Raw genomic sequence first — 23,320 nt, 5'->3', positions numbered from 1 at the left:
ACCTTGAAGGGCGTCACGCCTTGAAGCGCGTCACGCATTGAAGCGCGTCACGCCGTGTAGAGCGGCACGTCTGGAACCGCCTCAGGCCTTGAAGTGCCTCAGGCCATAAGGAACCTCAGGCCTTGAAGCCCCGGTGCAGCGCCACGACCCCGCCCGTCAGGTTCCGCCAGGCCACCTTCGACCAGCCCGCCTTGCGCAGCAGCCCGGCCAGCTCGGGCTGGTTCGGCCAGGCGCGGATGGACTCGGCGAGGTAGACGTACGCCTCGGGGTTGGAGGAGACCGCGCGGGCGACCGGCGGCAGCGCGCGCATCAGGTACTCGGTGTACACCATGCGGAACGGCGCCCAGGTGGGGTGCGAGAACTCGCAGATCACGACGCGGCCGCCGGGCTTGGTCACCCGGTACAGCTCGCTCAGCGCCGCGTCGGTGTCCTGCACGTTGCGCAGCCCGAAGGAGATGGTGACCGCGTCGAAGGTGTCGTCCTTGAAGGGCAGTTTCGTCGCGTCGCCGGCGGTCAGCGGCAGCCAGGGGTAGTTCTTCTTGCCGACCCGGAGCATGCCGAGGGAGAAGTCGCACGGCACGACGTACGCGCCCGAGCGGGCGAAGGGGAGGGACGAGGTCGCCGTACCGGCCGCCAGGTCCAGGATCTTCTGCGCGGGCCGCGCGTCGACCGCCTTCGCGACCTCCTTGCGCCATCGCCGGTCCTGGCCGAGGGACAGCACGTCATTGGTGAGGTCGTACCGTTCCGCCACGTTGTCGAACATCGAGGCGACTTCGTGCGGCTGCTTGTCCAGGGATGCGCGGGTCACGAACCCATTGTGGCAGTACGGACCGGGCGACTCTCCAGCACCCGGCCCGTACGCCGGTCTCACGCAACCCCTCGGGGCGCACTCACGGCAGCAGCTTCGGTTTCTTCTTCGCGGCCGCGTCCTCGACCCAGCCGAACAGCGGGATCGCGATCCAGATCAGCACCCAGCCGATGCCGAACATGAACCACTGGCTCTCCAGCGGCAGCCACTTCTCGAAGGCCGGGACCTTCCAGAACTGGTCGATCAGCGGGACCGCGAGGATGAGCGCGATCTCGTGCCAGAGGTAGATCGTCACCGCGCGCCCGTTGAAGATCGTCACGGTCCGGTCGAGCCGCTTGAAGCGGGCGAGCCAGGCGAAGTCGACGTTGTAGTACGCCTTGAAGTACATCAGCAGCGTCACGAAGCCGGCCGACCAGAAGGTCTGCGCGAGCGGGACCTCGTCCAGAGGAGTTTCCTGAAGCCGGCCGCCGGGCTCGTCTGCCTGGTGGCTCTGGCCTGTACGGGGTGCTCCTCGGGCGGTGACGACACATCGGACGCGGCGCCTGCGCAGACCCCGCAGTCCTCGCAGTCCTCGCATTCCTCGCAGTCCTCACAGTCCTCACAGTCGAGTGCGGCACCCTCAACCACCGAGTCCTCGTCCACCACCTCGTACGCCCCGTACGTGAGCGCCACCACCGCGTCCGACACCGACTCCACCGGGTCGCCGACGACGTACAACCTGGCCTTTGTGATTTCGGACGGCAGCGACTGCACGCCGAAGTGGAACGGGACGTACGCCGTCGGCAACTCGGCCGTGAAGTCCCGGATCTCGGCTCTCAAGGAGTCCGGCGCGAGCGTGCGCGTGGCCTTCGGGGGCGCGTCCGGCAAGGAACTCGCGTCGACCTGCGACAGCGCGAGCGGGCTCGCCGCGGCCTATGGGGCTGCTCTGGATGCCGCCGGGTCGACGCAGGCGGACTTCGACATCGAGGGCGACGAGTTGACCGACTCCGACTCGGTCGCGCTGCGCTCCAAGGCGATCGCGCTGCTCCAGAAGGAGCGCACCGACCTGAAGGTCTCCTTCACGCTGCCGGTGATGCCGTCCGGGCTCGACGACGACAGCCTGGCGCTGCTGGAGTCCGCCAACGACCACGCCGTGAAGGTCTCCACCGTCAACATCATGACGATGAACTACGGCAGTTCGTACGCCGGCGACATGGGCGACTACGCCGAGACGTCCGCCGAGGCGGCCCACGACCAACTGGCGGACGTCTTCGGGCTGTCGAGCGCGGGCGCGTGGCAGGGGCTCGCGCTCACCTCGATGATCGGCGTGAACGACGTCGACAACGAGACGTTCACCCTCGCCGACGCGGCCCAGGTGCGGACGTTCGCCGAGGAGAAGCAGATCGCCTGGGTCTCCATGTGGTCGACCTTCCGCGACCAGCAGTGCGAGGACGATGACTCTGCGTCTGACGATGCGGCTACCAACTGCAGTGGGGTGACGCAGAGTTCGGGGGCGTTCGCGGAGGCGCTCGCCGGGTGAGTGGGACACTGCGGGTCGTATGTGGCTGGTCGTGCAGTTCCCCGCGCCCCTGAAGGGGCACTCCGGTGCACGGGAGCTGAAGCAGCTCAGCGGCGTCTGTGGACCAGACGGCCCGCGCAGACTGTGGCGATGCAGGTGCCGTCCGCGTCGAAGACGGCGAGGTCGGCGCGACCGGTCGGGATGATCGCGGGCCGCCGCGCCGCGCTCGGGACGACCACGACGTCGTTCCGCGCGGCTGCCGCCCGGAGTTCGGGCGTATCGGCGTACTCCTCGAGGACCGCCACCGCGCCGAGCTTCAGCACCGCGTGAACGCGTTCACGCGGTGTCGGCGCGTCCGGGAGCGGGTCTTCGTGGACGAGGGCGGGCCCCAGCACGCCGGGCCACCGCCGTACGCGCGCGTCGGGAGCCCTCTCCCGCATCTCCGCGAAGGTGCCGACGGCCCCGACGCGATCACGGCCCACGATCACCGCGCCGTCCTTGATCGGCTCTCCGGTGTGCCAGTTGATCCGCACCTCGTCAGCCGCGTGAATCGTCTCCACGTCAGCTCCGTCCAGCCCTAGTTGGACGCGAGCAGCTTCAGCTCGGGATGGGCGGTGCCGCCCGCGATCGCGGTCGAGGAGATGTGGGACATGACCCGCTCGTCGACCGGGTCGTTCGCCGGGTCGTCGTGGACGACGATGTGCTCGTACGTCGTCGTCCGCTGGGCGGGTACGCGCCCGGCCTTGCGGATCAGGTCGATGATCTCAAGGCGATTGGAGCGGTGCTTGGCGCCCGCCGAGGAGACCACGTTCTCCTCCAGCATGATCGAGCCGAGGTCGTCCGCGCCGTAGTGCAGGGAGAGCTGGCCGACCTCCTTGCCGGTGGTGAGCCAGGAGCCCTGGATGTGGGCGATGTTGTCCATGAACAGCCGCGCGATGGCGATCATCCGCAGGTACTCGAAGAGCGTGGCCTGCGTACGGCCCTTCAGGTGGTTGTTCTCGGGCTGGTAGGTGTACGGGATGAAGGCACGGAAGCCACCCGTCCGGTCCTGTACGTCACGGATCATCCGCAGGTGCTCGATGCGCTCGGCGTTGGTCTCGCCGGTGCCCATGAGCATGGTGGACGTCGACTCGACGCCCAGCCGGTGCGCGGCTTCCATGATCTCCAGCCAGCGCTCGCCGCTCTCCTTCAGCGGGGCGATCGCCTTGCGCGGCCGCTCGGGGAGCAGCTCCGCACCGGCGCCGGCGAAGGAGTCGAGACCGGCGGCGTGAATCCGCTGAATGGCCTCCTCCACGCTCACCTTGGAGATCCGGGCCATGTGCTCGACCTCGGAGGCGCCGAGGGAGTGGATGACCAGCTCCGGGTACGCGGCCTTGATCGCGGCGAAGTGCTTCTCGTAGTACTCGACGCCGTAGTCCGGGTGGTGCCCGCCCTGGAACATGATCTGCGTACCGCCGAGCTCGACGGTCTCCGCGCACCGGCGCAGGATGTCGTCCAGGTCCCGGGTCCACCCCTTCTCGGTGTCCTTCGGGGCCGCGTAGAAGGCGCAGAACTTGCACGCCGTGACGCACACGTTCGTGTAGTTGATGTTGCGCTCGATGATGTACGTGGCGATGTGCTCGGTACCGGCGTACCGGCGGCGGCGTACGGCGTCGGCGGCGGCGCCCAGCGCGTGCAGCGGGGCGTCTCGGTAGAGGTCGAGGGCCTCTTCCGGGGTGATCCGCCCACCCTCGGCGGCACGGTCGAGGACGGACTGGAGGTCGGCGTTCTCGGTCACCGGGCGTCCCTTTCGTAAGGGTTGTGGACGGACCGAACCAGCCTACGCCAGCCGGTTCCCACACCCGACGTCAGGCCGCGTACGCCGTCGATCGCGCCCTGTTCAGGCCGCGTACGCCCCGATCAGGAGCCCGACGTACGCCCCCGCGATCAGGAACGGCCCGAAGGGGATGGACGTCTTCCGCCCGGCGCGTCGCACCACGACGAGCCCCATCCCGTACAGCCCGCCGAACAGGAACCCGGCGAAGGTCCCCAGGAACACCACGCTCCAGCCGTACCAGCCGAGCAGGGCCCCGAGCCCCAGCGCGAGCTTCACATCCCCGAACCCCATGCCGTTCGGATTGACGAGGAAGAGGACGAAGTACCCGCCCCCGAGCGCGAGCGCCCCGAACAGCGCCGTCAGCCAGTCCCCCGCGTGCTCGGGCACGGCCGCCACCACCCCGAGCAGCGCGAGCGCGGCGCCCGCGAGCGGCAGGGTCAGCACATCCGGCAGCCGCTGCACCGTGAAGTCCACGACGGCGAGCAGCACGCCGAGCGGTACCAGCAACAGCCACACCCCGAGCTCGGGCCGAGCACCGGTGACGAACGCGAGACCAGCACAGACGAGGGCGGTGGTCAGGGAGAGGAGGGGGGTGCTCGGCCCGTACGAAGCGGGGGCACGACCGGGGGTGGGGACGACGCACCCCGCGTCACCGGACACGGCCCGGCCCTCGCCGCCGGACGGCCCGCCCTCTACACCGCCGGACATGGCCTGCCGCCCCGCGTTGCCGGACACGGCCTGCCGTCCCGCGTCACCGGATACCGTCTGCCGCCCCGCGTCACCGGATACCGTCTGCCGCCCCGCGTTGCCGGACACCGCCTCGCCCGCGTCGCCGTCTTCGGGCGGCGCCCCGGGCGACGTACGAGAGGAACCAGACGACGTACGCACCGAGCCGCCGCACGCCGCGCAGCGGGCGAGGCCGAGCCAGCCGCCCGCGATGCCTGTGATCAGATGCCCCTCGGGACACCGGTCCCGCCACGTCTCCTCCGGCCGCACCGAGAAGCGATACGCGGCCCGCGGCACCAGCAGCCCCGCCGCCGCGCCCCACAGGGCGGCGCCGCCCGTCAGCCAGACATCGAGATCCACGCGCACACCCTACGTAGCCCATCCGAGGACTGTCGCTACCGCGACTGCTACCGCTGTGGGCAATCGTTCCGCAGGGCGATGGGGGTCCCCCTGTTCGAGCGAAGCCGAGAACTTGGGGGAGGGTGGGCCAGCCTGCAGCGCCGGGCGACGAATCAACACGGTCCAGCCCCGGCGCCGGGAAGTCAGGCCCACCTCACCCGACGGCGGCCACGCCACTACGCCAAGTCGGCAGCAGCTCGTCGAGGAGCGCCTCGGTCCGCGGCGGCACCCCCCGCGCCCCGCTGCGGGAGACCAGGTCCGCAGCGAGCCGCGTCAGCCGCTCGCTGTCCCCAGTGGCATGCGTCGCACGCAGAAGCTCGTGCCAGAGCCGCTCGTCCCCCGGAGCGGAGCCCAACGCCGCGTTCAGCGCCTCGATGGCCTTCTCCGCCCGGTCCTTCTCCAGATGGAACGCGGACAGGGCGAGCCCGATGTCCGCGACGAGCAGCGGGAGTTGGGCGTCGATGATCTCGTGGGTGAGCCAGCCGTAACGCCCCTGCGGACGGTCGGCGAGCAGCGGCCCGCGGACGAGTACGAGCGCGTCGGTGAGCAACCGGCCGCGTACGGCACGGCTGTTGACGCCCTTGCCCTGCGTCGCCTCGTGGTAGAGCGAGCGCAGTACATCCAGGTCGGACACGACCGACTTGGCGAGCGTGAGCCGCCCGGTCGCGTCGGTGCCGAGGCGCGGCGTGCCGTCGGGGTCGTTGCCGAGCCAGTCGCGCAGCCGCTCGACGAGCGCGTCGCGTACGTCCTCGGTGACACCGCGCGGCCACAGCGCGGAGGACAGCACCCGCGGGTGCACACCCTCCCGGTGCAGGAGCAGCAGCGCCAGCGCCTCGTGCATCAGCGGACTGCGCTCGCCGTCGGGCGTCTCCAGACCGATGATCTCGTACGGGCCCACGAGCCGCGCGTACACCGCCGGCCGCCCCTGCTCGCTGATGTCGACGAGGAACGGCGGCGCCGACGCGTTGGCGTTCTCCCGCTCGGGGTCCGCCTCGACGAACAGTTCCACGACCGCCCGCTGCTGCGCCACCGGCAGCAGCTGCGCGTCGAGTTCGAGCCCGAGCAGCGGCGCGAGCAGCTTGCCCTGGCTGGTGATCTCCATCTCCCAGGCGGCGCCCGGCAGATCGCCGCTCTCGGTGCCGACGAGGTAGCCGATGCCCAAGCGGCCGGCGTCGGCGGCGAGTTCGGCGAGCTTGACGGCGTCCTCGGCGGACGGTTCGGCGGCGAGCAGCACGAGGTGCGGGGCCCAACGGGTGTGCTGGGCGGGCCCGGTACGGCCGGTGAGCACGGAGTCGTGCCCGGCGGCGCCCAGCGCACCGCGCCGCTGCCGCGTCTCCGCCTCCATGGTCTCGACGAGTGCTTCGACGTCGTCGAGGTGGCGCAGCCGGTTGGGCGCGAGCGGCGTCAGGTCCTGCCCGAAGCCGACGAGCGTGATCGTCATGCGGTCGGACCAGCCGTTGGTCGCCAACTCGGCGGCGACGGAGGCGAAGACGCCCGCGCGGTCGCGCTCGCTGCCACTGAGCGACACGATGCCGGGGACGGACTCGAGGTTGAGGAGCAGCCGGGAGTCGTCCATGGTGCCCAGGCTCACCAGCCCGGGGTAGGGCGCGGCGGTGTCGACGTCCTCGTACCGCTCCGCGTCCGTCCGCGCCAGCATCCAGAACGTCTGGTCCTGGCCGAGCTGCCACGGCGCGGGCGGCTTCCCGGCCGGCTGGGCGAGCTGCAGATGCAGATCGCCGTTGCCGCTGAGCCAGGCCGCGTAGACGGTCGGCAGCGGGCGGGACTCGGCCGCGAGGGCGGCCGCGAGTCCGCGCAGCGACAGGTCGAGCAGGCGTACGCCCTCGGGGTCGGCGCCCACGAGCAGCGCGTCCTGTGCGTCCGCGGCGGACCCGGTCGGGATCGGCGGCTCCATGCCGCGCCGCCCGCCGACGGCGCCGAGCGCCGACTGCCACAGCGCCTGCCGGCGTCGGCGGCCGAGGGCGCCGAGGAGGCCGGCGGCGAGGAGGGGCGCGCCGACGAGTGCTTGGGGAAGCCCGAAGGTGAAGCCGTCGGACGCGGACTCCGACCCGGACTCGGATCCGGAAGTGGCGTGCTCCTGCTGCTGGTTGCCGCCGCCGGCCTGGTCATTGCCGCCCTGGTCGCTGCTGGGCCGCTGCTGGGGCACGTGGATGTGCGCGGTGTCCCGATCGCCGGAGCCACCGCCCTGCTGACCGCTCCCGCCCTGCTGGTGATCCCCGGTCTTGGCGTAGTCGTGGATCTGCTGCTGGACCTGCTCCGAGACCTTGGGCGCCTCGTCGGGCATCTCGACGAGCTCGCCGCCGTGGGCGTCGCCGGGCATTTCGAGGATCCACCCGGGCCGGATCAGGCTGGCCTCGGAGAGCTTGGAACCGTCGGGCTGCGTACGGTCCTTGTTGAGCTGGTAGATCTCCTTGTACCGGCGCCCGTCCCCGAGATGCCGCTCGGCGATCTCCCAGAGCGAGTCGTGGTGCCGTCCCTCGGGCGGCTGGATCCGGTAGTACTTGGTGTCGCCTTCCTTGGCGGCGTGACCGCTCCCGCTGTCGGCATGCGAGGCCGCGTTGGCGGCCTGCTCGGCGATCGCGGCGGCCGCGCTGGAGGCGGCCTGCTCCTGCTGCTGTCCGAACAGCCCGCCCGGGGTCTGCTGCGCGGCGGCGACCGTCCCCCGCTGGTTCCCCTCCAGGCTCTGCCCGAGCTGCGAGAGCCCCGGCGTGAAGCTGGCCGCGGTGGCGCCGACCAGGAGCAGCGCGGCGACGAGCTGGCGCGCCAGCAACTGGCTTGCCCCGGCGCCCGGTACGCGGTTCGGCAGCCCCACGCCGGACAGCGCGGCCTTCACCTCGACGAGTACGCAGGCGGTGAACTGGGCCCAGGCGAACCAGACGATGACGGTCAGCACGTGGATGAACGTGCCGACGGTGATCTCCTGCTGCAGCCAGTCCAGCGACGGCGCCCCGTGCGGCAGCGGCCACCCGACGCTGACGACCAGCGCGCCCGGCACCCCGACCAGCAGCACGACCAGGGCGACGAAGGCTCCGAACGCCTTCACGAAGTCCCCGAACGTCCGGCGACGCCGGGGCAGGGGCTGCGGCGTCCGATTCCTCGGACCCGGCGAGCTTCCCGTCGAGCTGGAAGTGGTGCGTCGCGCCATGGCGGGTGTCCTGGGGTCGTGTGGGGAGGGAGTACAGCTGAGAGTCCTGGGGGGTGTGCTGAGCCTACCGAGATCGTACGGAGGTAGTCGAAGGCCAGACAGGGGGTGCGACAGGCCGCGCGCCTGATTCCTCACCATCCGCCCCCTAAGCCCGAGTTACCGTTCGGGCCGCAACCCCCGTGTCGTCCAGCCTCCACTCCATTCGCAACCGTCATGTCACAGTTCTCACGGCCCCCACACAATCCCCCTCTGGCGCCCCGCCCCCCTTTACGCGCCCCTGGTAGCTTCGTTCTCTGTTGCACACATGCCTTACACAGGGGGAGATCGATCGTGGCCCGCCGCACCCTGACCATCGCCGCCGCGCTCGCCGCGACAGCAACCCTGCTGCTCACCGCCTGCGGCGGCAGCAACGACGACTCGTCCGACGACATCAAGGGGGCGGAGACGGGGGCGAGCAGTCCTTCGGCGTCCGCGTCAGGGGCGTCCGACGCGGATCGGCCCGACGTGAGTGTGCCGAAGGACCTGGATCTGGTCTTCGACTTCGACAAGCCGTCGGACGCCAAGCAGGCGGCGGCACTCGCCGACGCCCAGAACTACATCCGGGCGCTGGATCACGGCATCGCTCAGCAGGACCCGGACGATCCGGCGTACCAGTTCTATTCGGACGGCAACGCATCCCAGTACGCCAAGTCCCAGATTCAGGCCTGGGTGAAGGGTGGCTGGACGGTCACCGGGACGGATCGGTACTACAACGCCGACACCGACACCCTGAGCGACGGAAAGCGCGTCCTCGTCAACTTCTGTAGAAACCAGGCCAAGTTCTACGGCAAGGAAATCAAGACCAAAAAGGTCCTCCGCACGAAGGAAAGCCTCACCAGCTTCCAGAAGTTCACCATGCTCATGTTCCCGCCGAGCGGCTCATCGCAGGTCTGGAAGACACAGGTCATCGAGGTCAAGGGCAAGGCCAAGGAGTGCCAGGAATGAGGATGTCGGGACTGTCTCCGCAGTGGAGTTCGGCAGCAGCGGCAGCAGTGGCGCTGGTGCTGTGCGGCGGGGGCGTGGCGTACGCCGACGGCCCCGCGGACAACACCACACCTCCTCCACCGTCAGGGCCTTCGGGCAACACCGACGGCAAGGGGAACATCTACGCCTCCGCCACCCACTCCCAGATCAAAGTCCGCCAAGTGAAGGGCCCCACCACCGGCAAGCGGGGCAACCTCACGCCGGTCGACACCAACTGGAAGCCCCCGGCCTGCTGGTACGAGCCCGTCATGACGCCCGAGCAGCTCAAGAAGTTCTCGGAGACGGACGGCAGCGGCGACGTCGGTGTCCACGAGACATGGATCGGCAAGGGGCTGTGGACCGACCACTACAGGGACGGCAAGCCCGACAAGAACTTCGATGACACCTGGTCGGTGGCCCCCGGCTACAAGGACTACAACATCGGCAAGAAAGGCTACTTCTGGCGCAGCGTCGCGCCCGACGACACCGACCCGGACTCCTGGGACTGCGGCCGGATCATGTTCTGGCAGGACGGCAACACCGTCCCCAAGGTCCCGAACGCCCCGACCGCCAAGACACTCGCCGAGTACGCCTACGACCAGGTCAAGATCCCCAACACCGAGATCGAGCTGAAGCCCGAGGGTAAGTCGACGGTGAACCTGCCCACTTGGATCTGGCTGGACAAGGGCACCTTCCAGGAGGTCACGGTCCGCGCCGAGCTCCCCAACACCGACCTCTGGGCGGAGACCACGGCCAAGCCGGTCGCCCTTCACCTCGAGCCCGGCACCGACGACGCCGAAACCTTCCCCGCCTCCGGCGAGTGCACCTTCAACGACGACGCTTCCATCGGCACCCCGTACAAGACGGGCGACGCCGACAAGACCCCGCCATGCGGAATCACCTACCTCCGCGCCACGAACGGGCAGCCGTACCAACTGAAGGCCAGCGTCACCTGGCAGATCACCTGGGAGGGAACCGGCGGCACCGGCGGCCCCCTCCCCAACGGCACCTTCGAGACCACCCAGGACATCAACGTCCAAGAGATCCAGTCGATCAACCGCTGAGCACGAGCCGCTCATTACGCGGCACCGAGGTCGCACCACACGTACTTGCCGGTGTCCCCGCCCTGCCGCATTGGAAGCCAGCCCCAGTTGTCGGCGCAGGCCTGGACGAGCCCGAGGCCGCGGCCCGCTTCCGCGTCGGAGGCCACCGCCAGTTTGTACGGCGGTGGCTCGGGGCTCGCGTCCCACGTGCCGATCCGCAGTACCCCGTCCCGCCAGCACAGGCGCAGGGTCGCGGGCCCCTTCGTATGCCGTACGGCATTGGAGACCAGCTCCGCCGCCAGCAGCTCGGCGACGTCCGCGAGGCGGATCAGGCCGTGCAGCGTGAGGATCAGGCGGACGGTACGGCGGCAGACGGTGACCGCGCGGTCTTCGTGCGGGATGTGGAGCGCGTATTCCCAGGGTTCGGTTTTGGGCATGCGTGAACTCCGATTGCTGTGTGGGGAGTTGATGGTGTGCGGCGGCGTCGGGCGGTGGCAGTGTCACAGCCGTCGTGGCAGGACGGAGTGGTGCGCTTCCGGGAGTCCCATAGTTCCGCAGCGTGTGCGTCGCGTCACTGACGGTATTTCCTAACTTTAGGAATGCGCAACACGTTGCCGTATTCTGGCCCCCGAACGAGGTACGCCTGTAGGGCAGTTGGGACGAGGAGACGCTCATGCCGCCGAAGAGGCATCTCACAGCCCGCAGGGTGCGACTGGGCACCGAACTGCGCAAACTGCGCGAGGCGACCGGCATGAGGGCCCGGGAGGCCGCCGCGCTACTCGGGGCCGATTCGGTCCAGATCAGCCAGATCGAGTCCGGGGTCGCCGGAGTGAGCGCCGACCGCGTGCGTCGTCTAGCCGCCCATTACGCCTGTACGGACAAGCCATTGATCGAGGCACTGACGACCATGGCAACCGACCGCACGCGGGGTTGGTGGCAGGAGTACCGAGGGGTGCTACCGCCGGTTTTCCTAGACGTCGCCGAGTTGGAGCACCACGCGACGCGCCTGCGCGAGGTGGTGATCACACACGTCCCGGGACTTCTACAAACTCCGGACTACGCTCGGGCGGTTTACACGTTCATGGTTCCGGGGCTACCCGAGAGCGAGTTGGAACCTCGCGTGGAACACCGCATGCGGCGACGAGCCGTCATCGACGGCGACACCCCAACTCCGTACGAGACAATCATCCACGAGTTCGCCCTGCGCATTCGGGTGTCCGATCGCCCGGTCGCCCGCGCTCAACTCCGGAGAATCCTGGACCAGATCGAGCACGGTCGCACCACCGTGCGCGTCATCCCCACAGACCAGGACGGCTTCGCAGGTGCTGGAGCCTCGATGATGTACACCGGCGGTCCGGTACCCCAACTGGACACCGGCCTGCGTGACGCTCCGACGGGTACCGCGTTCATCGACGCCGAACCCCAACTGAAGCGGCTTCGAACACTGTTCCGTAGGGTGGAAAACGCGGCGCTGGATCCCACCGCGTCGCGGGACTTCATCCACCGACTGTCAAAGGAACTGTGAGGCACTTCCATGACCGAGGCCGTGCACTGGCAGAAGTCGACCTTCTCCGACGGCGGCGACGGCAATACCTGCGTGGAACTGGCTATCACCGCCCCCCGCTCCATCCACCTCCGCGAAAGCGACACCCCCACCACCCACCTCACCACCACCCCCACCCCCCTCGCCCACCTCCTCCGGGGCATAAAGACCGGCTCCCTCACCACGCCTCCGGCGTAACTACCCCGGAACCGGCCGAACCGCAGTCGACGTCCCACTAGCAACAGACGGTGCGATACGTTCACACGTACGTTCTGAATCAGAGGTTGCAGGTGTTACGGGGGAACACGTGTCGCACAGGCCGGCGGACTGGCACATACTCGACCTGGATCACGATCCGACCCCCGGTGACCCGCAGCGGGTGAGGAAGCTCGCGGGATCGCTGCACGACTTCGCCGACGACGTCTCCCAGATCCTGCGAGACGTGAAGGGCATGGCGAATGAGGACGCGGTCCTGAAGTGGGCGGGTAAGACGGCGGACGCGTTCACGGCGGAGTTCGAGGACGTTCCCGGGCAGCTGAAGAAGCTGAAGAAGTCGTACAACCTCGCGGGCGACGCGCTGGCCACGTACTGGCCGGACCTGGAGGACGCCCAGACGAAGGCGGACAAGGCGCTGCGGGACGGGCGCAAGGCGCGTGAGGAGCTGTCCACCGCGCAGACGGCGTTGTCGGGCGCGAACGACTGGGTGCGTACCGCCACCGCGAAGGCGGACTCGTACGACCCGGACAAGAACGGCGGCGCCAAGGACGTCCCCAAGCCGGACGAGGCCGAGGTGCGCCGGGCAACGCGCAACGCACAGCACGCCAAGGAGAAGCAGACCGCCGCGCAGAACGACGTCGACAGCGCGCAGAACTCCCTGGACGCGGCGAAGCGACTGGCCAACCAGGCCAAGGGGCTGCGTGAGGACGCCGCCCGCCGCACGGTGAAGAAACTCCACGAGGCCTCCGACGCCGGCATCCACAACCGCCACTGGTGGGAAGAGGTCACCGACTGGGTCTCCGACCACTGGGACGAGATCGTCACGGTCTGCAAGTGGGTCGTGACCATCGTCGGCATCATCGTGATGATCGTCGGCGGCCCGCTGGGCTGGCTGGTCTTCGCGGCGGCCCTGGTCGTGTTGGCCGACACCGTAAGAAAAATGCTCAACGGCCAAGCAGGCTGGGGCGATCTACTCTTCGCTGTCCTGGACTGCATCCCAGCCACCAAGGGCTTCACCAGCCTCGCCAAACTCGGCAAGCTCTGGAAGGCGGGCGGCCTGCGCGCCCTGGGTGGCGCATTCATGAAGGGAATCGGCGGGGGGCTCCTCAAAAAGGCGCGACAGATCCGGTCGGGCGAGGGCCTCCGGGGTATTTACCGGCCGTTCAAGGGATCAACACGACTCTTCGGCGGAACGATCCCCTACCGTGCCCTTTCCCCCAAGGCACGCCAACTCGCCAAAGCGCTCACACGCGGCCCCGTACGCATCGGCCCGAACGAAGTGCACATCTCCCACATGGCCGAACTGCAGAAATTCCACGGCGTGGAACACGCGGTAGCACAGAACCCGGCCGGCGAAATGCGCCTGTTCCAAGGTGACGAGGTCACCACGATGATGCCGAAGGAGCTGCGGGACGAGGGATACAAATTCACCGTTCACACGCACCCGGAAGACCGAATACCCGGGCCGCCCGATGAGCTCGAAGCGGCACGCGGTACCAAGAACAGCATGAGTCGCGACCTCGAAAACAAACGCTCACCTCACATGGAGGTGGTGATCAGTCGCGACGGAAACCTCCGGTTCTTCGACAACAACGGTGTACTGGATCTACCCCAAGGCACCTATCCGCCTGGTGGACCGATCAGCGACCGGGGCGGGATCGTGCCCACGTCCGGTCTATAGTGAACGGATTCCCCCACCACACCTCACCCCGACCTCGACCTCGACCGACAGGCAGAAAGATGCCCGACCTCAATCACTGCCAGATCTGCGGAGATCCAGCGCCTCCGGTGCCCGGACAGTGCGAAGAAGTTACCGGATATCGCCTGATTCGGGATCCCTGGTCCCGTGTGCCCGCCTTCCTTGACGGCAATCTGCATTTCTCCTGCCTGGAGGCGTCGGAGCAACACGCAGAATTCTTCCAAGAGTTCACACGAATGCTGAAGGCCGGGCATGAGGAGGTCGACAGTCTTGACGGGTCGCTTCCTCCGCTCACGAGAATGGGTCTGGGAATGACTCAGATCTTCTCCGGTTCTGAATGCGACATCTTTCAGAGCGGGGTGTCCGACCGCTGGATGGTGGTGAAGCACACCGGGCCTTGGTTCCGCCTGAAGTACACGGATCTCCAGGGCATCAAGAACGGGGACATCCCGAAGTCTCCCGACGAGGTCATCCCCTACCGACTCCCTCTGGAGCCGGGAGATCGGATCAACGAGTGGAGCCTGCCCGATCTCCTCGCGGCACTTGGAGTCGAGGGCCGGTACGCCCCCACGGCAGACCTGGAGCAGGTCGAGTACCAATTCGTGGGCTACTACGCGCCGAAGCACCTCCTGGAGTACGTCGCCAGGGCGCCCCTGGCCATCCCCGACGAGGCCCACGCCTTCCTCGCGGACTACGCGGAGAGCTACACCCCCATCAGCTTCGATGATGCGGAGGACGTGTGACACCCGCTGACGCCGCGCCTGTCGGCATCTCCCTCTCCGTCCCGGAATCCTGGTGGGAGTTCGACATCCGCCCCGAGGGCCGGGACGCGACGATCCGTACGCTCATCGATGAGCGGGTCCGCGAGATCCCCGAACTCGCGCCCTACCGAGCTGACTTGACCAACATGCTCCGCAAAATGGCCAAGGACGCGTACGACTCCGGTGCGATCTACATGGGCTGCATGGCGGAGAACTTCGAGGGCGTGCCCTTGTCCGCGACCGTCACGGTCTCCGTGCTCGGGGCCAAGGACAAGCAGGGCGTGGCCCTCTCCACCGACCCGCGGGCGATCGCCGAGAACCTGCGCACGATCACGCCCCGCCGGGACGGCGACGCCTGGCGCACCGTGACCACCGTGGACATCCCCGAAGTCGGGCCTGCCGCCCGCACGTTCGGTGTCGAGGACGTGCCCGTCGCGCACGGTGACACGCGTACCCTTCGTATGGTGCTGACCCAGACGTACATTCCCGTCCCGGGAACCACCGACCAGGTCGTCCTCGTCTCCGGAGCCAGCCCGGTGCTGGACCTGGCGGAGGCGTTCCACGACATCTTCGACGCGGTGACCAGCACCTTCCGCTTCGTGTAACGACAGAGCCAAGAGGGGGATCGGACATGGGCAGTGGCAAGAGCGACCTCGCGCTCCCGCTCAGCGAGCTGGAGGACTACGGCGGGCGGCTGCGCGACATCAAGACCCGGCTGAACCACACCAAGAAGCTCTTCGAGTCGTACAAGGAGGACCTCGGCGACCACACCGTCTACGACGCCCTCGACGACTTCGAGTCCGGCTGGGAGGACGGTCGCGAGGACATCACTCAGGCTCTGGACGCGCTCGCCGACATGTCCGACGCCGTCGTCCGCGAGTTCAAGAAGCTCGACGACAAGCTCGCCAAGGACGTCAAGGACGGGGTGAAGCAGGAGGGCGGCAAGGGCGGCAAGAAGGACGGAGACAAGTAGGGCGGCTTCCTTACGCCTCCCTCAGCACCGCCAGCGCGAACGCGAGTCGGCGGTCCAGCCAGCTCGCCCGGGGCAGATACGTCCTGACTCCCTCCGCCTGGCCGGACGTCAGGACCACGTCCTCCTCCTCGCCCTCCGCCCGCCAGGTCACCGGCTTGGGCGTGTACGAACCGCCCGCCTGGTCCCCGCCTTCCGCCCCGAGGCTGAGGACGGAGTCGACCACGCTGCCGACGAGTTCGCCGGCGCCCCGGATCGCCTTTTCCTTGCCCCGCGTCGCGATCTCCTTCGCGCTGCCCTTCGCCCAGTTGTAGCGGGCGACGATGTCCGGGTGGCCGGACTGCTGGATCCACCAGCCGTGCTGGATGGCGCGCTTGGCGGCCGGAGTGCGGTGGACGACGCCCAGTTCCCGGCCTTCGGCGTCCGTCACGCCGTAGCGCGCGCCGCCCTTCACCGGGGACACGGCGCACAGCAGGGTGCCGGGTTCCAAGGCCTCGTACAGCCTGTACGAAGGGGTCTCCTCCCCCGTACGGGAGACGAGTACCGACGGGGCGTAGTACCGGCCCCCGTCCAGCATGACCGGCACCCGTACGGCCCGCTCCCCGGTGAGTGCCTTGCGGCGGAACGTCGCCGGTCGCACCACCTCACCGACCACGAACGAACCCGTCAGGTCCCAGCGCACCGGCTCGATGACCGGCTCGTCCTTCTTCCGCCCGAACACCGCCACGGTCTCAGCCGACCTCGTTCTCCGCCACCGCCTGGCCGTGGACGACCACGTCGCCGCCGTAGAACATGCCCGTGAAGACCGGGGAGTAGGTGAGCTGGACCTCGACCTCGACCTGTTCGGCGTTGGCGGCGACGCAGTGGGTCGCCGCGATGTCCGCGCCGGACATGCCCATTTCGCGGGCGAAGGCCTTCACGCGGGCGCCGCAGTTCTCGTATCGGATCGGAGCGGGGCCGTTCTGGTTCTCGTACAGCTTCTCTTTGTCTATGTCCTGGGCGGCGTAGCGCGCGGCCTGTTCGGCGATGTCGGCGGCGCGTTCCCGCTTGGAGATGGACATGCCGCCGTCGATGACGAAGGCGGAGAGGGAGAGGAAGACGATCGCGAAGATGATGACCGCGCCGGCGCCCGAGCCCCGGTCGTCGAGGCGGGCCCGCCGGGCCGCCACCCAGGCGCGAGGGGCCTCCACCCAAGTACGAGGGGCCTCCACCCAAGCACCTCTGGCCGCCCTACAGCCACGTACAGCAGAGCCCCGCGTCATGCCGTCCGCCGGAACGGGTCGAGCGGCGAGCTGAAGCTGGCCGAGAGCGTCGTCGGCACATCGAGACCGATCATCGCCAGGCCCCGCACCTCGCAGCTCACCTCGACCGTGAAGAGGGTGTCGGGCTCGAAGCCGGAGCTGGTCTGGTTCACCGTCACGGGGCCGGAGCAGACGTCCGCGAGATCCGCCTCCGCCGCCTTGCGCGCCTCGGCCATGGCCGTCGCGTGGTCCTTCTGGATCGAGCCGGCGCGCGCCGCGTCGCGCGCGGCACCGTCCAACGCCCCGCGCCCGTCGACGAGTTGCCCGAACGCCACCAGCACCAGAATGAAGAGGATCACCACCGGAGCGAGGATCACGACCTCGATCGTGGACAGCCCCCGGTCACCACGGGCGGAAACCCGGTCCCGTACGCAGGACACCCGGTCCCGCAGGACAGAGAAGAGCCTCATCAGTTCTCCCCCTCCTTCACGAACCTCTCCACCGGCCCCGACGACTGCGCGTGCACCGTCAGGTCGAGCCCGGGGAAGACCGTGGGAACCCTCGCCGTGATCTCCACGCCCACCGTGTTCTGCTCCGGCTGGAGCATCGTCACGTCGGGCGACAGGACGAGCTGGGGCCCGAGCTGGCGGATGTAGCTGTCGACGACGTCACGCGCCTCGCCGCGCCACGCGCCGGGCTGTTCGTCGGCCACGGCGCGGGCCTTGCGGGCGCCCGCCTGGGCCGCCGCCTGGGCCACATGGTCCGCGAAGAAGTACAGCGCGAACTGCACCGTCGCGAAGATCATGAAGAAGAGCACCGGCGTGAGCAGCACGAACTCGATCGCGGTCATGCCGGAGTCGCCGCGGGCGGAGGCGGCCTCCACCCGGCGGCGCACCCAGCCACGTACCCCTCGACGTGCGCGCACCCGTATCCCCGTATGAGAAGTAGACGAAGAGAACGAAGAGCTCAGCAGGTCTTGCCCGCGTCCGCGCCCTTGATGCAGTCGCCCACCTTGTTGGCGCCGTCGCTCAGCGCGGCGTTGATGATCGCGGCGACCACGCCGACGATGGCGACGACGACGGCGGAGATGATGACCCATTCGACAGCGGAGGCACCGCGGTCGAGTTCGCCGGAGCGGGCGCGCTGCACCCGGCCCTGGAGGAAGGTGATCAGGAAGTCCACCCCCGGGATCCCGGTGCTGAAGTTCCGTCCGTTCATGGTGAGTTGTCCTCTCGAATACGTCGAGTTCGAAGAAAAATTGCGGATCGTCGACTTCAGAGCAGTCAGCCCCGTCAGACCTGGAACACGCGCATCGCCGCCGGGAAGATCAGGAAGACCAGGAAGCCCGCGCACAGCAGCAGCTGCGCGACCAGCATCGACTGCGACTTCTCGCCCGCGCTGCCCTCGATCTCGGAGAGTTCGCGGTGCCGCATCGTCTCGGCGCGCGAGGCGAGCGACTCGCGGACCTTCGCGCCGTCGTCCGCGACCAGCGCCAGGGAGGCCGACAGGTCCTTGAGCTCCTCGACGCCCAGCTCCTCGCCGAGCGAGCCGAGCGCCTGCCACTGGCTGATGCCGGTGATCCGGGCGTCGGCGAGCGCGTTGCGGATGCGCTGCGTGGCCCAGCCGTCGGAGACCTCGGCGGCGGCCATCAGCGCCTCGGGAAGGCCCCGGCCGCCGGCCAGGCTCATCGACACCAGGTCCAGATACGCCCCGATCACGCGCCGCAGGTCACGCCGCTTGTCGGCCGCGTCCCGCCGTACCTCCACGTCCGGGAGGAAGAAGAAGACGAGCGCGAAGAGCAGCGCCAGCCAGACCGGGATGATCGGGCTGCTGCCGAAGCCGAGCGTCCAGACGACGGCGAAGAGGAACGGCCCGAAGAACACGCCCGCCGCGGCCAGCAGGACCTTCGTCGCGAGGAACTTCTCCCAACTCCGGTCCAAGACCGCCAGGTCGGCGCGGAGCGAGCGCTGTTCCCAGCCCTGCTGCAGATAGAACTCGGCGACACGGGCGCCCACTTGGGCCCGTACGCTGCCGAGCCGCCCGGCCTCCTGCTGGGCGTGGTGCGCGGACTCGTACGCCGCCCCGCGCGCCCGCATCGCGTCGATGCGCGCGACCTGCGCGACCGCGCTGCGCTTCGACGGCATGAGGGCGCGTACGAGGGCGTAGAAGCCCAGGCCCAGTACGGCGCCGATCACGATGGGCATGGTCAGGTTCATCGGCGTACCCCCTCATCCGGCACGGACTGGGCAGGCGCACCGGACATGCGCGGCCGTACGAACTGGACCGACGACTCGTCCCGCACCAGGAACCGTTCCGGCGTCTCGATGGTGGACAGCTTGCGCAGCCACCAGAAGCCGAGCGCGAACAGGCCGCAGACACAGGCGAGTACGAGCTGTCCGACCGCCGTGCCGTACGGCTTGACGAATTCACGGTTGAAGATCGACAGGCCGAGAACGAAGGCGATGGAGACCGCGACGACGATCTGGACGGAGCGGCGGGTCGAGGCGCGCTGGGCCATCACGCGCTGCCGCATGTCGACCTCCTCGCGCGCCGACTTGGCCAGCGCGCCCAGCACCTGGCGCAGACCGGGGCCGCGCAGGCGCGCGTTGAGGATGAGCGCGGCCACGATGATGTCCGCGGAGGCGTCGTTGATCTCGTCGGCCAGCTGCTGCAGGGCCTCGGGCAGCGGCGTACGGGAACGCAGCCGGTCCACCAGCGCGTCGAGATGCGGGCGCAGTACGGGGGCGGAGGCGCGCGCGGAGGCGGGGATGGCCTGCTCCAGGCCGACCGCGCCCGCGATCGTGTCGCGCAGCGACTCGGTCCAGGAGGCCAGGGCCTCGACCCGGCGCATGGCGGCCCGCTCCTCCGAGGCGCCGCCGAAGAGCTTGTCCCAGAAGAAGACGAGGACACCGGCGGCGATACCGGCGACGGCCCAGCGGGTCAGCAGCAGGACGATGAGTCCGGCGATGGCGGCGATCGAGCCGCGCTGACCGGCGAACCGGATCAGCTCGTTGGCCCGTTCGCTCGCCTTCTGCTTCTCGTGCTCGGGCTTGGCGGGCAGTCCGCGTACGGCGACGGCGAACAGCGCGAGGCCGCCGCCGACGGCGACACCGGACGCGAGTGCGTACAGGACGGTGGTGGAGAACAGCCCGCCCATGGAACCGAGCGAGCCGAGCGCGGCGAGAGAAGTCGTATCCGTCATGCGATGATCACCCCCAATTCCCGCCGCCGGGCAGCCGGTAGCCCTGTGCGACGAGGTCGTCGAGGCAGGCGATCGGCGCGTGCGGGACGATCCGGCCGTCCGGGGCCTCGGCGAACACCTCGCTGGACAGCACGCGTCCGTCGACGCCGTTGACCTCGCGGACGGAGGTGACCATGCGCTGGAGGCGACCGCCCGACTCGTAGTTGTTGCGCCGCTGGATGAAGACGACGAAGTTCACCGCGCCCGCTATGAGCATCTGGCTGGCCTCGATGGGCAGCCGCTCGTTCGCCTGGAGCGCGTAGGTGGAAATACGGTTGAAGACCTCGCTGGAGCTGTTCGCGTGGATCGTGGACAGCGAGCCGTCGTTGCCCTGCGACATCGCGTTGAGCATGGTCACGATCTCGTCGCCGAGGACCTCACCGACGATGACGCGGGAGGGGTTCATACGGAGGGACCGGCGCACCAACTCGGCCATGGAGATGGCGCCTTGCCCCTCGGAGTTGGGCAGCCGCTCTTCGAAGGCCACCACGTTCGGGTGGAGGTCGGCGAAGGTGTCGAGCCCGAGCTCCAGGGCGCGCTCGACGGTGATGAGGCGCTCGTGCGGCGGGATCTCGTTGGCGAGGGCGCGCAGCAGCGTCGTCTTACCGGCGTTGGTGGCGCCCGCGATCATGATGTTCTTACGGGCCCGGACCGCGCACGCCAGGAAGTGCGCGACCTCGGGCGTGATCGTCCCGTTGCCGACCAGGTCGGAGACGAAGACCTTGCCCATGCGCGCGCGACGGATGGACAGGGCGGGGCGGCGCGTCACGTCCATGACGGCGGAGAGTCGCGACCCGTCCGGCAGCCGCAGGTCGAGCTGGGGGTTGGCGGAGTCGAAGGGCCGGGAGGACAGACCCGAGTATGCGCCGAGGACCTGAATCAGCTCGATGAGCTCTTCGTCGTTCTCGGCAACGGGATCGCCTTTTACTTCCCGCCCATCGGCGTACCCGATGAAGACCTGGTCGTACCCGTTGATGTCGATGTTCTCGACTTCCGGGTTGTCGAGCAGCGGCTGGAGCCGCCCCACACCGAAGAGGGCGGCGTGCACGGCGGCCGCGTACTGCTCCTCGGTCTCGGCGTCGAGGGGCGTGCGGCCGAGGTTGATCTCGGTGCGCGCGTGCTCCTCGAGTATCTGCGCGATGACGGCCCGCGCGTACTGCCGCTCGTCCTCGCTGGACATCGGCGTAACACCGCGGACCTGGTCCTCGCGGCGCTGCTCGGCGATACGGTCCCCGGCGTCCTGCCGGAACCGCTTGACCAACTGGTGGTCGACGGCCGTCATCGCCCGGCCCCCGCGGCGGGCTGGCCGTGATGGCCACCACCGGCCGGTACGGCCCAGGCGGCGCCGTACTGCTGATACAGGTCTGCGGTGACCTTGCGGGCCGAGCGGATGAGCAGCGACTTGTCGAGCCGGCCGCGCTTGCGCCCGGCCAACTGGTCGGCGCCGGCGGGATCGTCGGCGAGTGTGCCCACGACGCGTGCACCGGTCTGCGCCGCCACCAGCATGTCGTTGACCTGGTGGACGAGCTTGGCGGAGTCGCTCGGGTCGGCGATGAGGATGACCCCGATGAGAGGGGTGGCGAGGCTGGCGGCGCCACGGGGGCCGCCGTGCAGCTTGGCGGAGAGGGCGGCGGCCCGGTCCCGTACGCGCGCGATGGCCTCCGGCTCGGTGCGGGAGATCAGCAGGACGAGGGCGGACTGGGAGAACATCTCGACCGCGGGGGTGTCCCCGCTGATCCGCCCGCAGTCGGCTATGACATCGGCGGGCGCGTGCGGGGAGTCGGCGAGCTGCGCGAAGGCACGGCCCAGGGTGGGCCACAGCCCGGCGAGCCCGGCGGCCTGCTCGGCGATACCGAGCCCGACGAGCACTTCGAGCCCACCGCTCAACGGCTGTACGTGGTCCCACAGTTGATCAGGCACGAGCCCGCGCCGCGCGGTAGCCGCTATCGACAGCATGCCGGTGTTGGGGTTCAGCGGACCGCCGTGTGCCGCCGCGCTCCGGTACACGAGGTCGCCGCCGGCGGGGTCCGTCTCGGCAAGCAGGACCCTGCGGGGCCAGACCGCGGACAGGGCTACCGCGGCGGTGGTGACGCCGGGGGAACCCTTGTCCGCGGCGAGGGCGATGAGCGCCATTTCTCTTTACTCACTCGCCTTTAGTTGCCGGGGACGAGAACGACGGAGACCTCGCCTGCGGCGGCGGCCGCGGTGAGGGCGGGCACGTCGCTCTGGTCGACGAGCAGGGTGATGGAGAGATTGCCGGTGCTCACCGTGGCGTCGCTGTCGTCGCTCTTGGTGTTGACGCGTGCGTTCTCCACGAGCAACGAGTCGCTACTGCTCGACGTACCGGACGAACTGCTCTTGTCGGAAGAGCTGTTGCTGTCGTCGCCGACGCGGTACGCGGACACGATGTCGCCCGGCTTGATGTCGGCCGGGTACTGGCCCTCCTTGAGGGCGAGGCCTACGGAGGCCTTGCCGGCGGGGAGGGTGCTCTTGTCGGCGAACATGTCGCCGATGACGACGGTCCCCGCGTAGATCGTGGACTTGGCCTTGAGCTTCTTGAGAGCCGGGAGCTGAGCCCACTTGACGTAATTGATGCCGGCGTCGTCCGCGACCATCACCGAAGTCGTGTTGCTGGTGTTGACCGACTCCCCGGCCTGGATGTCCTTGGTCACCTTGACGACCTCGACACGATCCCCGGCGCGCAGCACGAGCATCGTCGCGCCCAGCGCGCCGACCAGAATCAGGAGCACCGCGAGAGCGGCGAGCGCGGGTTTGCGCTCGCGAGGCGGCGCGGGAAGGCGCTCACCCATCGTCGGCTGGGCCGACGTGGCGGAACGGTGGTTGCCCGCCCCCGTACGCTCTTGGATCTTCACGCAACCGCTCCCCGTACACCCAAGAAGATTTCTGCCAATTCACATGCCAAGTGGGACACTTCACCCCGGTTCGCCCGAGCCGGACGTACCGCCCGACCTGGCCAAATAGCCAGCGCTGAAGCGAGTGTCAAGCCATGGCACCGTATCAGCCGCACATAAGCCCCTCAAGGCGCGCCAAGGCTCGCGAACCTCACAGGACTCGACGTTATCCACGCGCAACGGGGGGTGGTTGGTTCCCTGTTGGGGCGGGGATGTGGAGGGCTGGGCTGCTGTGCGGGCGCGAATGCGTTGCCGTGCTGGTCCGGGGCCCTCGTCACGGGG

The 23,320-nt window shown here is 69.0% G+C and carries 25 protein-coding genes and 1 pseudogene; 9 read left to right on the top strand and 17 right to left on the bottom strand.

The window, feature by feature from the left end; all coding sequences use genetic code 11:
• Positions 1 to 115: 115 nt before the first annotated feature.
• Both ACFY0T_RS10715 and ACFY0T_RS10710 read right to left on the bottom strand, forming a co-directional pair.
• The gene (locus tag ACFY0T_RS10715) at positions 116 to 808 is read right to left on the bottom strand and encodes a demethylmenaquinone methyltransferase (RefSeq protein ID WP_388867187.1); all 693 of its coding nucleotides are present in this window, start codon (positions 806 to 808) and stop codon (positions 116 to 118) included.
• A gap of 82 nt (positions 809 to 890) precedes the next feature.
• A pseudogene (locus tag ACFY0T_RS10710) lies at positions 891 to 1,253 on the bottom strand (acyltransferase); the annotation flags it as partial.
• Here ACFY0T_RS10710 and ACFY0T_RS10705 point away from each other — a divergent pair.
• Positions 1,230 to 2,327, top strand: coding sequence for a chitinase (locus ACFY0T_RS10705; protein ID WP_388868264.1), 1,098 nt, complete (start codon positions 1,230 to 1,232; stop codon positions 2,325 to 2,327). The pseudogene ACFY0T_RS10710 and the gene ACFY0T_RS10705 sit on opposite strands and share 24 nt — an antisense overlap.
• Before the next feature lie 86 nt (positions 2,328 to 2,413).
• Here the strand turns inward: ACFY0T_RS10705 and ACFY0T_RS10700 are convergent, their stop codons facing one another.
• From ACFY0T_RS10700 to ACFY0T_RS10685, 4 genes are all read right to left on the bottom strand, one after another.
• Positions 2,414 to 2,866, bottom strand: a complete 453-nt coding sequence (locus ACFY0T_RS10700; RefSeq protein WP_388867184.1) for a hypothetical protein — start codon at positions 2,864 to 2,866, stop codon at positions 2,414 to 2,416.
• Positions 2,867 to 2,883: 17 nt separating this feature from the next.
• Positions 2,884 to 4,083 (bottom strand): cyclic dehypoxanthinyl futalosine synthase, encoded by a 1,200-nt coding sequence (mqnC, locus tag ACFY0T_RS10695; RefSeq protein WP_388867181.1) that lies wholly within the window; start codon positions 4,081 to 4,083, stop codon positions 2,884 to 2,886.
• A gap of 102 nt (positions 4,084 to 4,185) precedes the next feature.
• Positions 4,186 to 5,208, bottom strand: a complete 1,023-nt coding sequence (locus tag ACFY0T_RS10690) for a prepilin peptidase (protein ID WP_388867178.1) — start codon at positions 5,206 to 5,208, stop codon at positions 4,186 to 4,188.
• Positions 5,209 to 5,401: 193 nt separating this feature from the next.
• The gene (locus ACFY0T_RS10685) at positions 5,402 to 8,410 is read right to left on the bottom strand and encodes a BTAD domain-containing putative transcriptional regulator (RefSeq protein ID WP_388867175.1); all 3,009 of its coding nucleotides are present in this window, start codon (positions 8,408 to 8,410) and stop codon (positions 5,402 to 5,404) included.
• A gap of 330 nt (positions 8,411 to 8,740) precedes the next feature.
• Here ACFY0T_RS10685 and ACFY0T_RS10680 point away from each other — a divergent pair, with 330 nt between their 5' ends.
• Both ACFY0T_RS10680 and ACFY0T_RS10675 read left to right on the top strand, forming a co-directional pair.
• A complete protein-coding gene (locus ACFY0T_RS10680) occupies positions 8,741 to 9,394 on the top strand; it encodes a hypothetical protein (protein WP_388867172.1) in 654 nt (217 codons plus the stop codon).
• Positions 9,395 to 9,396: 2 nt separating this feature from the next.
• Positions 9,397 to 10,476, top strand: coding sequence for a hypothetical protein (locus ACFY0T_RS10675; RefSeq protein ID WP_388867169.1), 1,080 nt, complete (start codon positions 9,397 to 9,399; stop codon positions 10,474 to 10,476).
• 14 nt (positions 10,477 to 10,490) lie between these two features.
• On the opposite strand, the gene ACFY0T_RS10670 is transcribed toward ACFY0T_RS10675, so the two are convergent.
• Positions 10,491 to 10,892: an ATP-binding protein gene (locus ACFY0T_RS10670; RefSeq protein ID WP_388867166.1), complete on the bottom strand. Its 402-nt coding sequence runs from the start codon at positions 10,890 to 10,892 to the stop codon at positions 10,491 to 10,493.
• A 236-nt stretch (positions 10,893 to 11,128) separates the two neighbouring features.
• Here ACFY0T_RS10670 and ACFY0T_RS10665 point away from each other — a divergent pair, with 236 nt between their 5' ends.
• The 6 genes from ACFY0T_RS10665 (at position 11,129) to ACFY0T_RS10640 (ending at position 15,647) form a co-directional block, all read left to right on the top strand.
• Complete coding sequence (locus ACFY0T_RS10665; RefSeq protein ID WP_388867163.1) at positions 11,129 to 11,980, top strand: helix-turn-helix domain-containing protein; 852 nt, start codon at positions 11,129 to 11,131, stop codon at positions 11,978 to 11,980.
• A gap of 9 nt (positions 11,981 to 11,989) precedes the next feature.
• The gene (locus ACFY0T_RS10660) at positions 11,990 to 12,196 is read left to right on the top strand and encodes a DUF397 domain-containing protein (RefSeq protein WP_388867162.1); all 207 of its coding nucleotides are present in this window, start codon (positions 11,990 to 11,992) and stop codon (positions 12,194 to 12,196) included.
• Between the two features lie 109 nt (positions 12,197 to 12,305).
• Entirely contained in the window at positions 12,306 to 13,895 is a 1,590-nt protein-coding gene (locus ACFY0T_RS10655; RefSeq protein WP_388867160.1) for a putative T7SS-secreted protein, read from the top strand.
• Between the two features lie 329 nt (positions 13,896 to 14,224).
• Positions 14,225 to 14,656: a hypothetical protein gene (locus ACFY0T_RS10650; protein WP_388867157.1), complete on the top strand. Its 432-nt coding sequence runs from the start codon at positions 14,225 to 14,227 to the stop codon at positions 14,654 to 14,656.
• A gap of 104 nt (positions 14,657 to 14,760) precedes the next feature.
• A complete protein-coding gene (locus ACFY0T_RS10645; protein ID WP_388868261.1) occupies positions 14,761 to 15,279 on the top strand; it encodes a hypothetical protein in 519 nt (172 codons plus the stop codon).
• A 26-nt stretch (positions 15,280 to 15,305) separates the two neighbouring features.
• The gene (locus ACFY0T_RS10640) at positions 15,306 to 15,647 is read left to right on the top strand and encodes a hypothetical protein (RefSeq protein WP_388867154.1); all 342 of its coding nucleotides are present in this window, start codon (positions 15,306 to 15,308) and stop codon (positions 15,645 to 15,647) included.
• Positions 15,648 to 15,657: 10 nt separating this feature from the next.
• Here the strand turns inward: ACFY0T_RS10640 and ACFY0T_RS10635 are convergent, their stop codons facing one another.
• The 10 genes from ACFY0T_RS10635 to ACFY0T_RS10590 form a co-directional block, all read right to left on the bottom strand.
• The gene (locus ACFY0T_RS10635; RefSeq protein WP_388867151.1) at positions 15,658 to 16,371 is read right to left on the bottom strand and encodes a hypothetical protein; all 714 of its coding nucleotides are present in this window, start codon (positions 16,369 to 16,371) and stop codon (positions 15,658 to 15,660) included.
• A 4-nt stretch (positions 16,372 to 16,375) separates the two neighbouring features.
• A complete protein-coding gene (locus tag ACFY0T_RS10630; protein WP_388867148.1) occupies positions 16,376 to 16,834 on the bottom strand; it encodes a Tad domain-containing protein in 459 nt (152 codons plus the stop codon).
• 68 nt (positions 16,835 to 16,902) lie between these two features.
• Complete coding sequence (locus ACFY0T_RS10625; protein ID WP_388867145.1) at positions 16,903 to 17,355, bottom strand: TadE/TadG family type IV pilus assembly protein; 453 nt, start codon at positions 17,353 to 17,355, stop codon at positions 16,903 to 16,905.
• Positions 17,355 to 17,735 carry a TadE family protein gene (locus ACFY0T_RS10620; RefSeq protein ID WP_388868258.1) on the bottom strand — a complete coding sequence of 127 codons (381 nt, stop codon included), beginning with the start codon at positions 17,733 to 17,735 and terminating at the stop codon, positions 17,355 to 17,357. Before ACFY0T_RS10620 ends, ACFY0T_RS10625 begins: the two co-directional genes overlap by 1 nt.
• A 116-nt stretch (positions 17,736 to 17,851) precedes the next feature.
• Positions 17,852 to 18,103 carry a hypothetical protein gene (locus tag ACFY0T_RS10615; protein WP_028805786.1) on the bottom strand — a complete coding sequence of 84 codons (252 nt, stop codon included), beginning with the start codon at positions 18,101 to 18,103 and terminating at the stop codon, positions 17,852 to 17,854.
• Positions 18,104 to 18,177: 74 nt separating this feature from the next.
• The gene (locus tag ACFY0T_RS10610; protein ID WP_388867142.1) at positions 18,178 to 19,101 is read right to left on the bottom strand and encodes a type II secretion system F family protein; all 924 of its coding nucleotides are present in this window, start codon (positions 19,099 to 19,101) and stop codon (positions 18,178 to 18,180) included.
• Positions 19,098 to 20,087, bottom strand: coding sequence for a type II secretion system F family protein (locus ACFY0T_RS10605; protein ID WP_388867139.1), 990 nt, complete (start codon positions 20,085 to 20,087; stop codon positions 19,098 to 19,100). The genes ACFY0T_RS10610 and ACFY0T_RS10605 overlap by 4 nt, the downstream gene beginning before the upstream one ends.
• A 7-nt stretch (positions 20,088 to 20,094) precedes the next feature.
• Positions 20,095 to 21,408 (bottom strand): CpaF family protein, encoded by a 1,314-nt coding sequence (locus ACFY0T_RS10600; protein ID WP_388867136.1) that lies wholly within the window; start codon positions 21,406 to 21,408, stop codon positions 20,095 to 20,097.
• Complete coding sequence (locus tag ACFY0T_RS10595; RefSeq protein WP_388867133.1) at positions 21,405 to 22,259, bottom strand: hypothetical protein; 855 nt, start codon at positions 22,257 to 22,259, stop codon at positions 21,405 to 21,407. The genes ACFY0T_RS10600 and ACFY0T_RS10595 overlap by 4 nt, the downstream gene beginning before the upstream one ends.
• A gap of 20 nt (positions 22,260 to 22,279) precedes the next feature.
• Complete coding sequence (locus ACFY0T_RS10590; RefSeq protein WP_388867130.1) at positions 22,280 to 22,999, bottom strand: hypothetical protein; 720 nt, start codon at positions 22,997 to 22,999, stop codon at positions 22,280 to 22,282.
• Positions 23,000 to 23,320: the final 321 nt, after the last annotated feature.

The sequence above is a fragment of the Streptomyces sp. NPDC001530 genome (genome assembly GCF_042894545.1).
GTDB lineage: Bacteria > Actinomycetota > Actinomycetes > Streptomycetales > Streptomycetaceae > Streptomyces.
Note: the sequence above shows the minus strand (reverse complement) of the source record. Positions and strands in the feature narration are given on the sequence as shown.

Bases quoted from the DNA above. Each gene is read 5' to 3' on its own strand.
- ACFY0T_RS10670 (WP_388867166.1), bottom strand. From the start codon at position 10,892: ATGCCCAAAACCGAACCCTGGGAATACGCGCTCCACATCCCGCACGAA.
- ACFY0T_RS10625 (WP_388867145.1), bottom strand. From the start codon at position 17,355: ATGAGGCTCTTCTCTGTCCTGCGGGACCGGGTGTCCTGCGTACGGGAC.
- ACFY0T_RS10640 (WP_388867154.1), top strand. From the start codon at position 15,306: ATGGGCAGTGGCAAGAGCGACCTCGCGCTCCCGCTCAGCGAGCTGGAG.
- ACFY0T_RS10615 (WP_028805786.1), bottom strand. From the start codon at position 18,103: ATGAACGGACGGAACTTCAGCACCGGGATCCCGGGGGTGGACTTCCTG.
- ACFY0T_RS10665 (WP_388867163.1), top strand. From the start codon at position 11,129: ATGCCGCCGAAGAGGCATCTCACAGCCCGCAGGGTGCGACTGGGCACC.
- ACFY0T_RS10595 (WP_388867133.1), bottom strand. From the start codon at position 22,259: ATGGCGCTCATCGCCCTCGCCGCGGACAAGGGTTCCCCCGGCGTCACC.
- ACFY0T_RS10620 (WP_388868258.1), bottom strand. From the start codon at position 17,735: ATGACCGCGATCGAGTTCGTGCTGCTCACGCCGGTGCTCTTCTTCATG.
- ACFY0T_RS10650 (WP_388867157.1), top strand. From the start codon at position 14,225: ATGACTCAGATCTTCTCCGGTTCTGAATGCGACATCTTTCAGAGCGGG.
- ACFY0T_RS10675 (WP_388867169.1), top strand. From the start codon at position 9,397: ATGTCGGGACTGTCTCCGCAGTGGAGTTCGGCAGCAGCGGCAGCAGTG.
- ACFY0T_RS10660 (WP_388867162.1), top strand. From the start codon at position 11,990: ATGACCGAGGCCGTGCACTGGCAGAAGTCGACCTTCTCCGACGGCGGC.
- ACFY0T_RS10610 (WP_388867142.1), bottom strand. From the start codon at position 19,101: ATGAACCTGACCATGCCCATCGTGATCGGCGCCGTACTGGGCCTGGGC.
- ACFY0T_RS10605 (WP_388867139.1), bottom strand. From the start codon at position 20,087: ATGACGGATACGACTTCTCTCGCCGCGCTCGGCTCGCTCGGTTCCATG.
- ACFY0T_RS10600 (WP_388867136.1), bottom strand. From the start codon at position 21,408: ATGACGGCCGTCGACCACCAGTTGGTCAAGCGGTTCCGGCAGGACGCC.
- ACFY0T_RS10685 (WP_388867175.1), bottom strand. From the start codon at position 8,410: ATGGCGCGACGCACCACTTCCAGCTCGACGGGAAGCTCGCCGGGTCCG.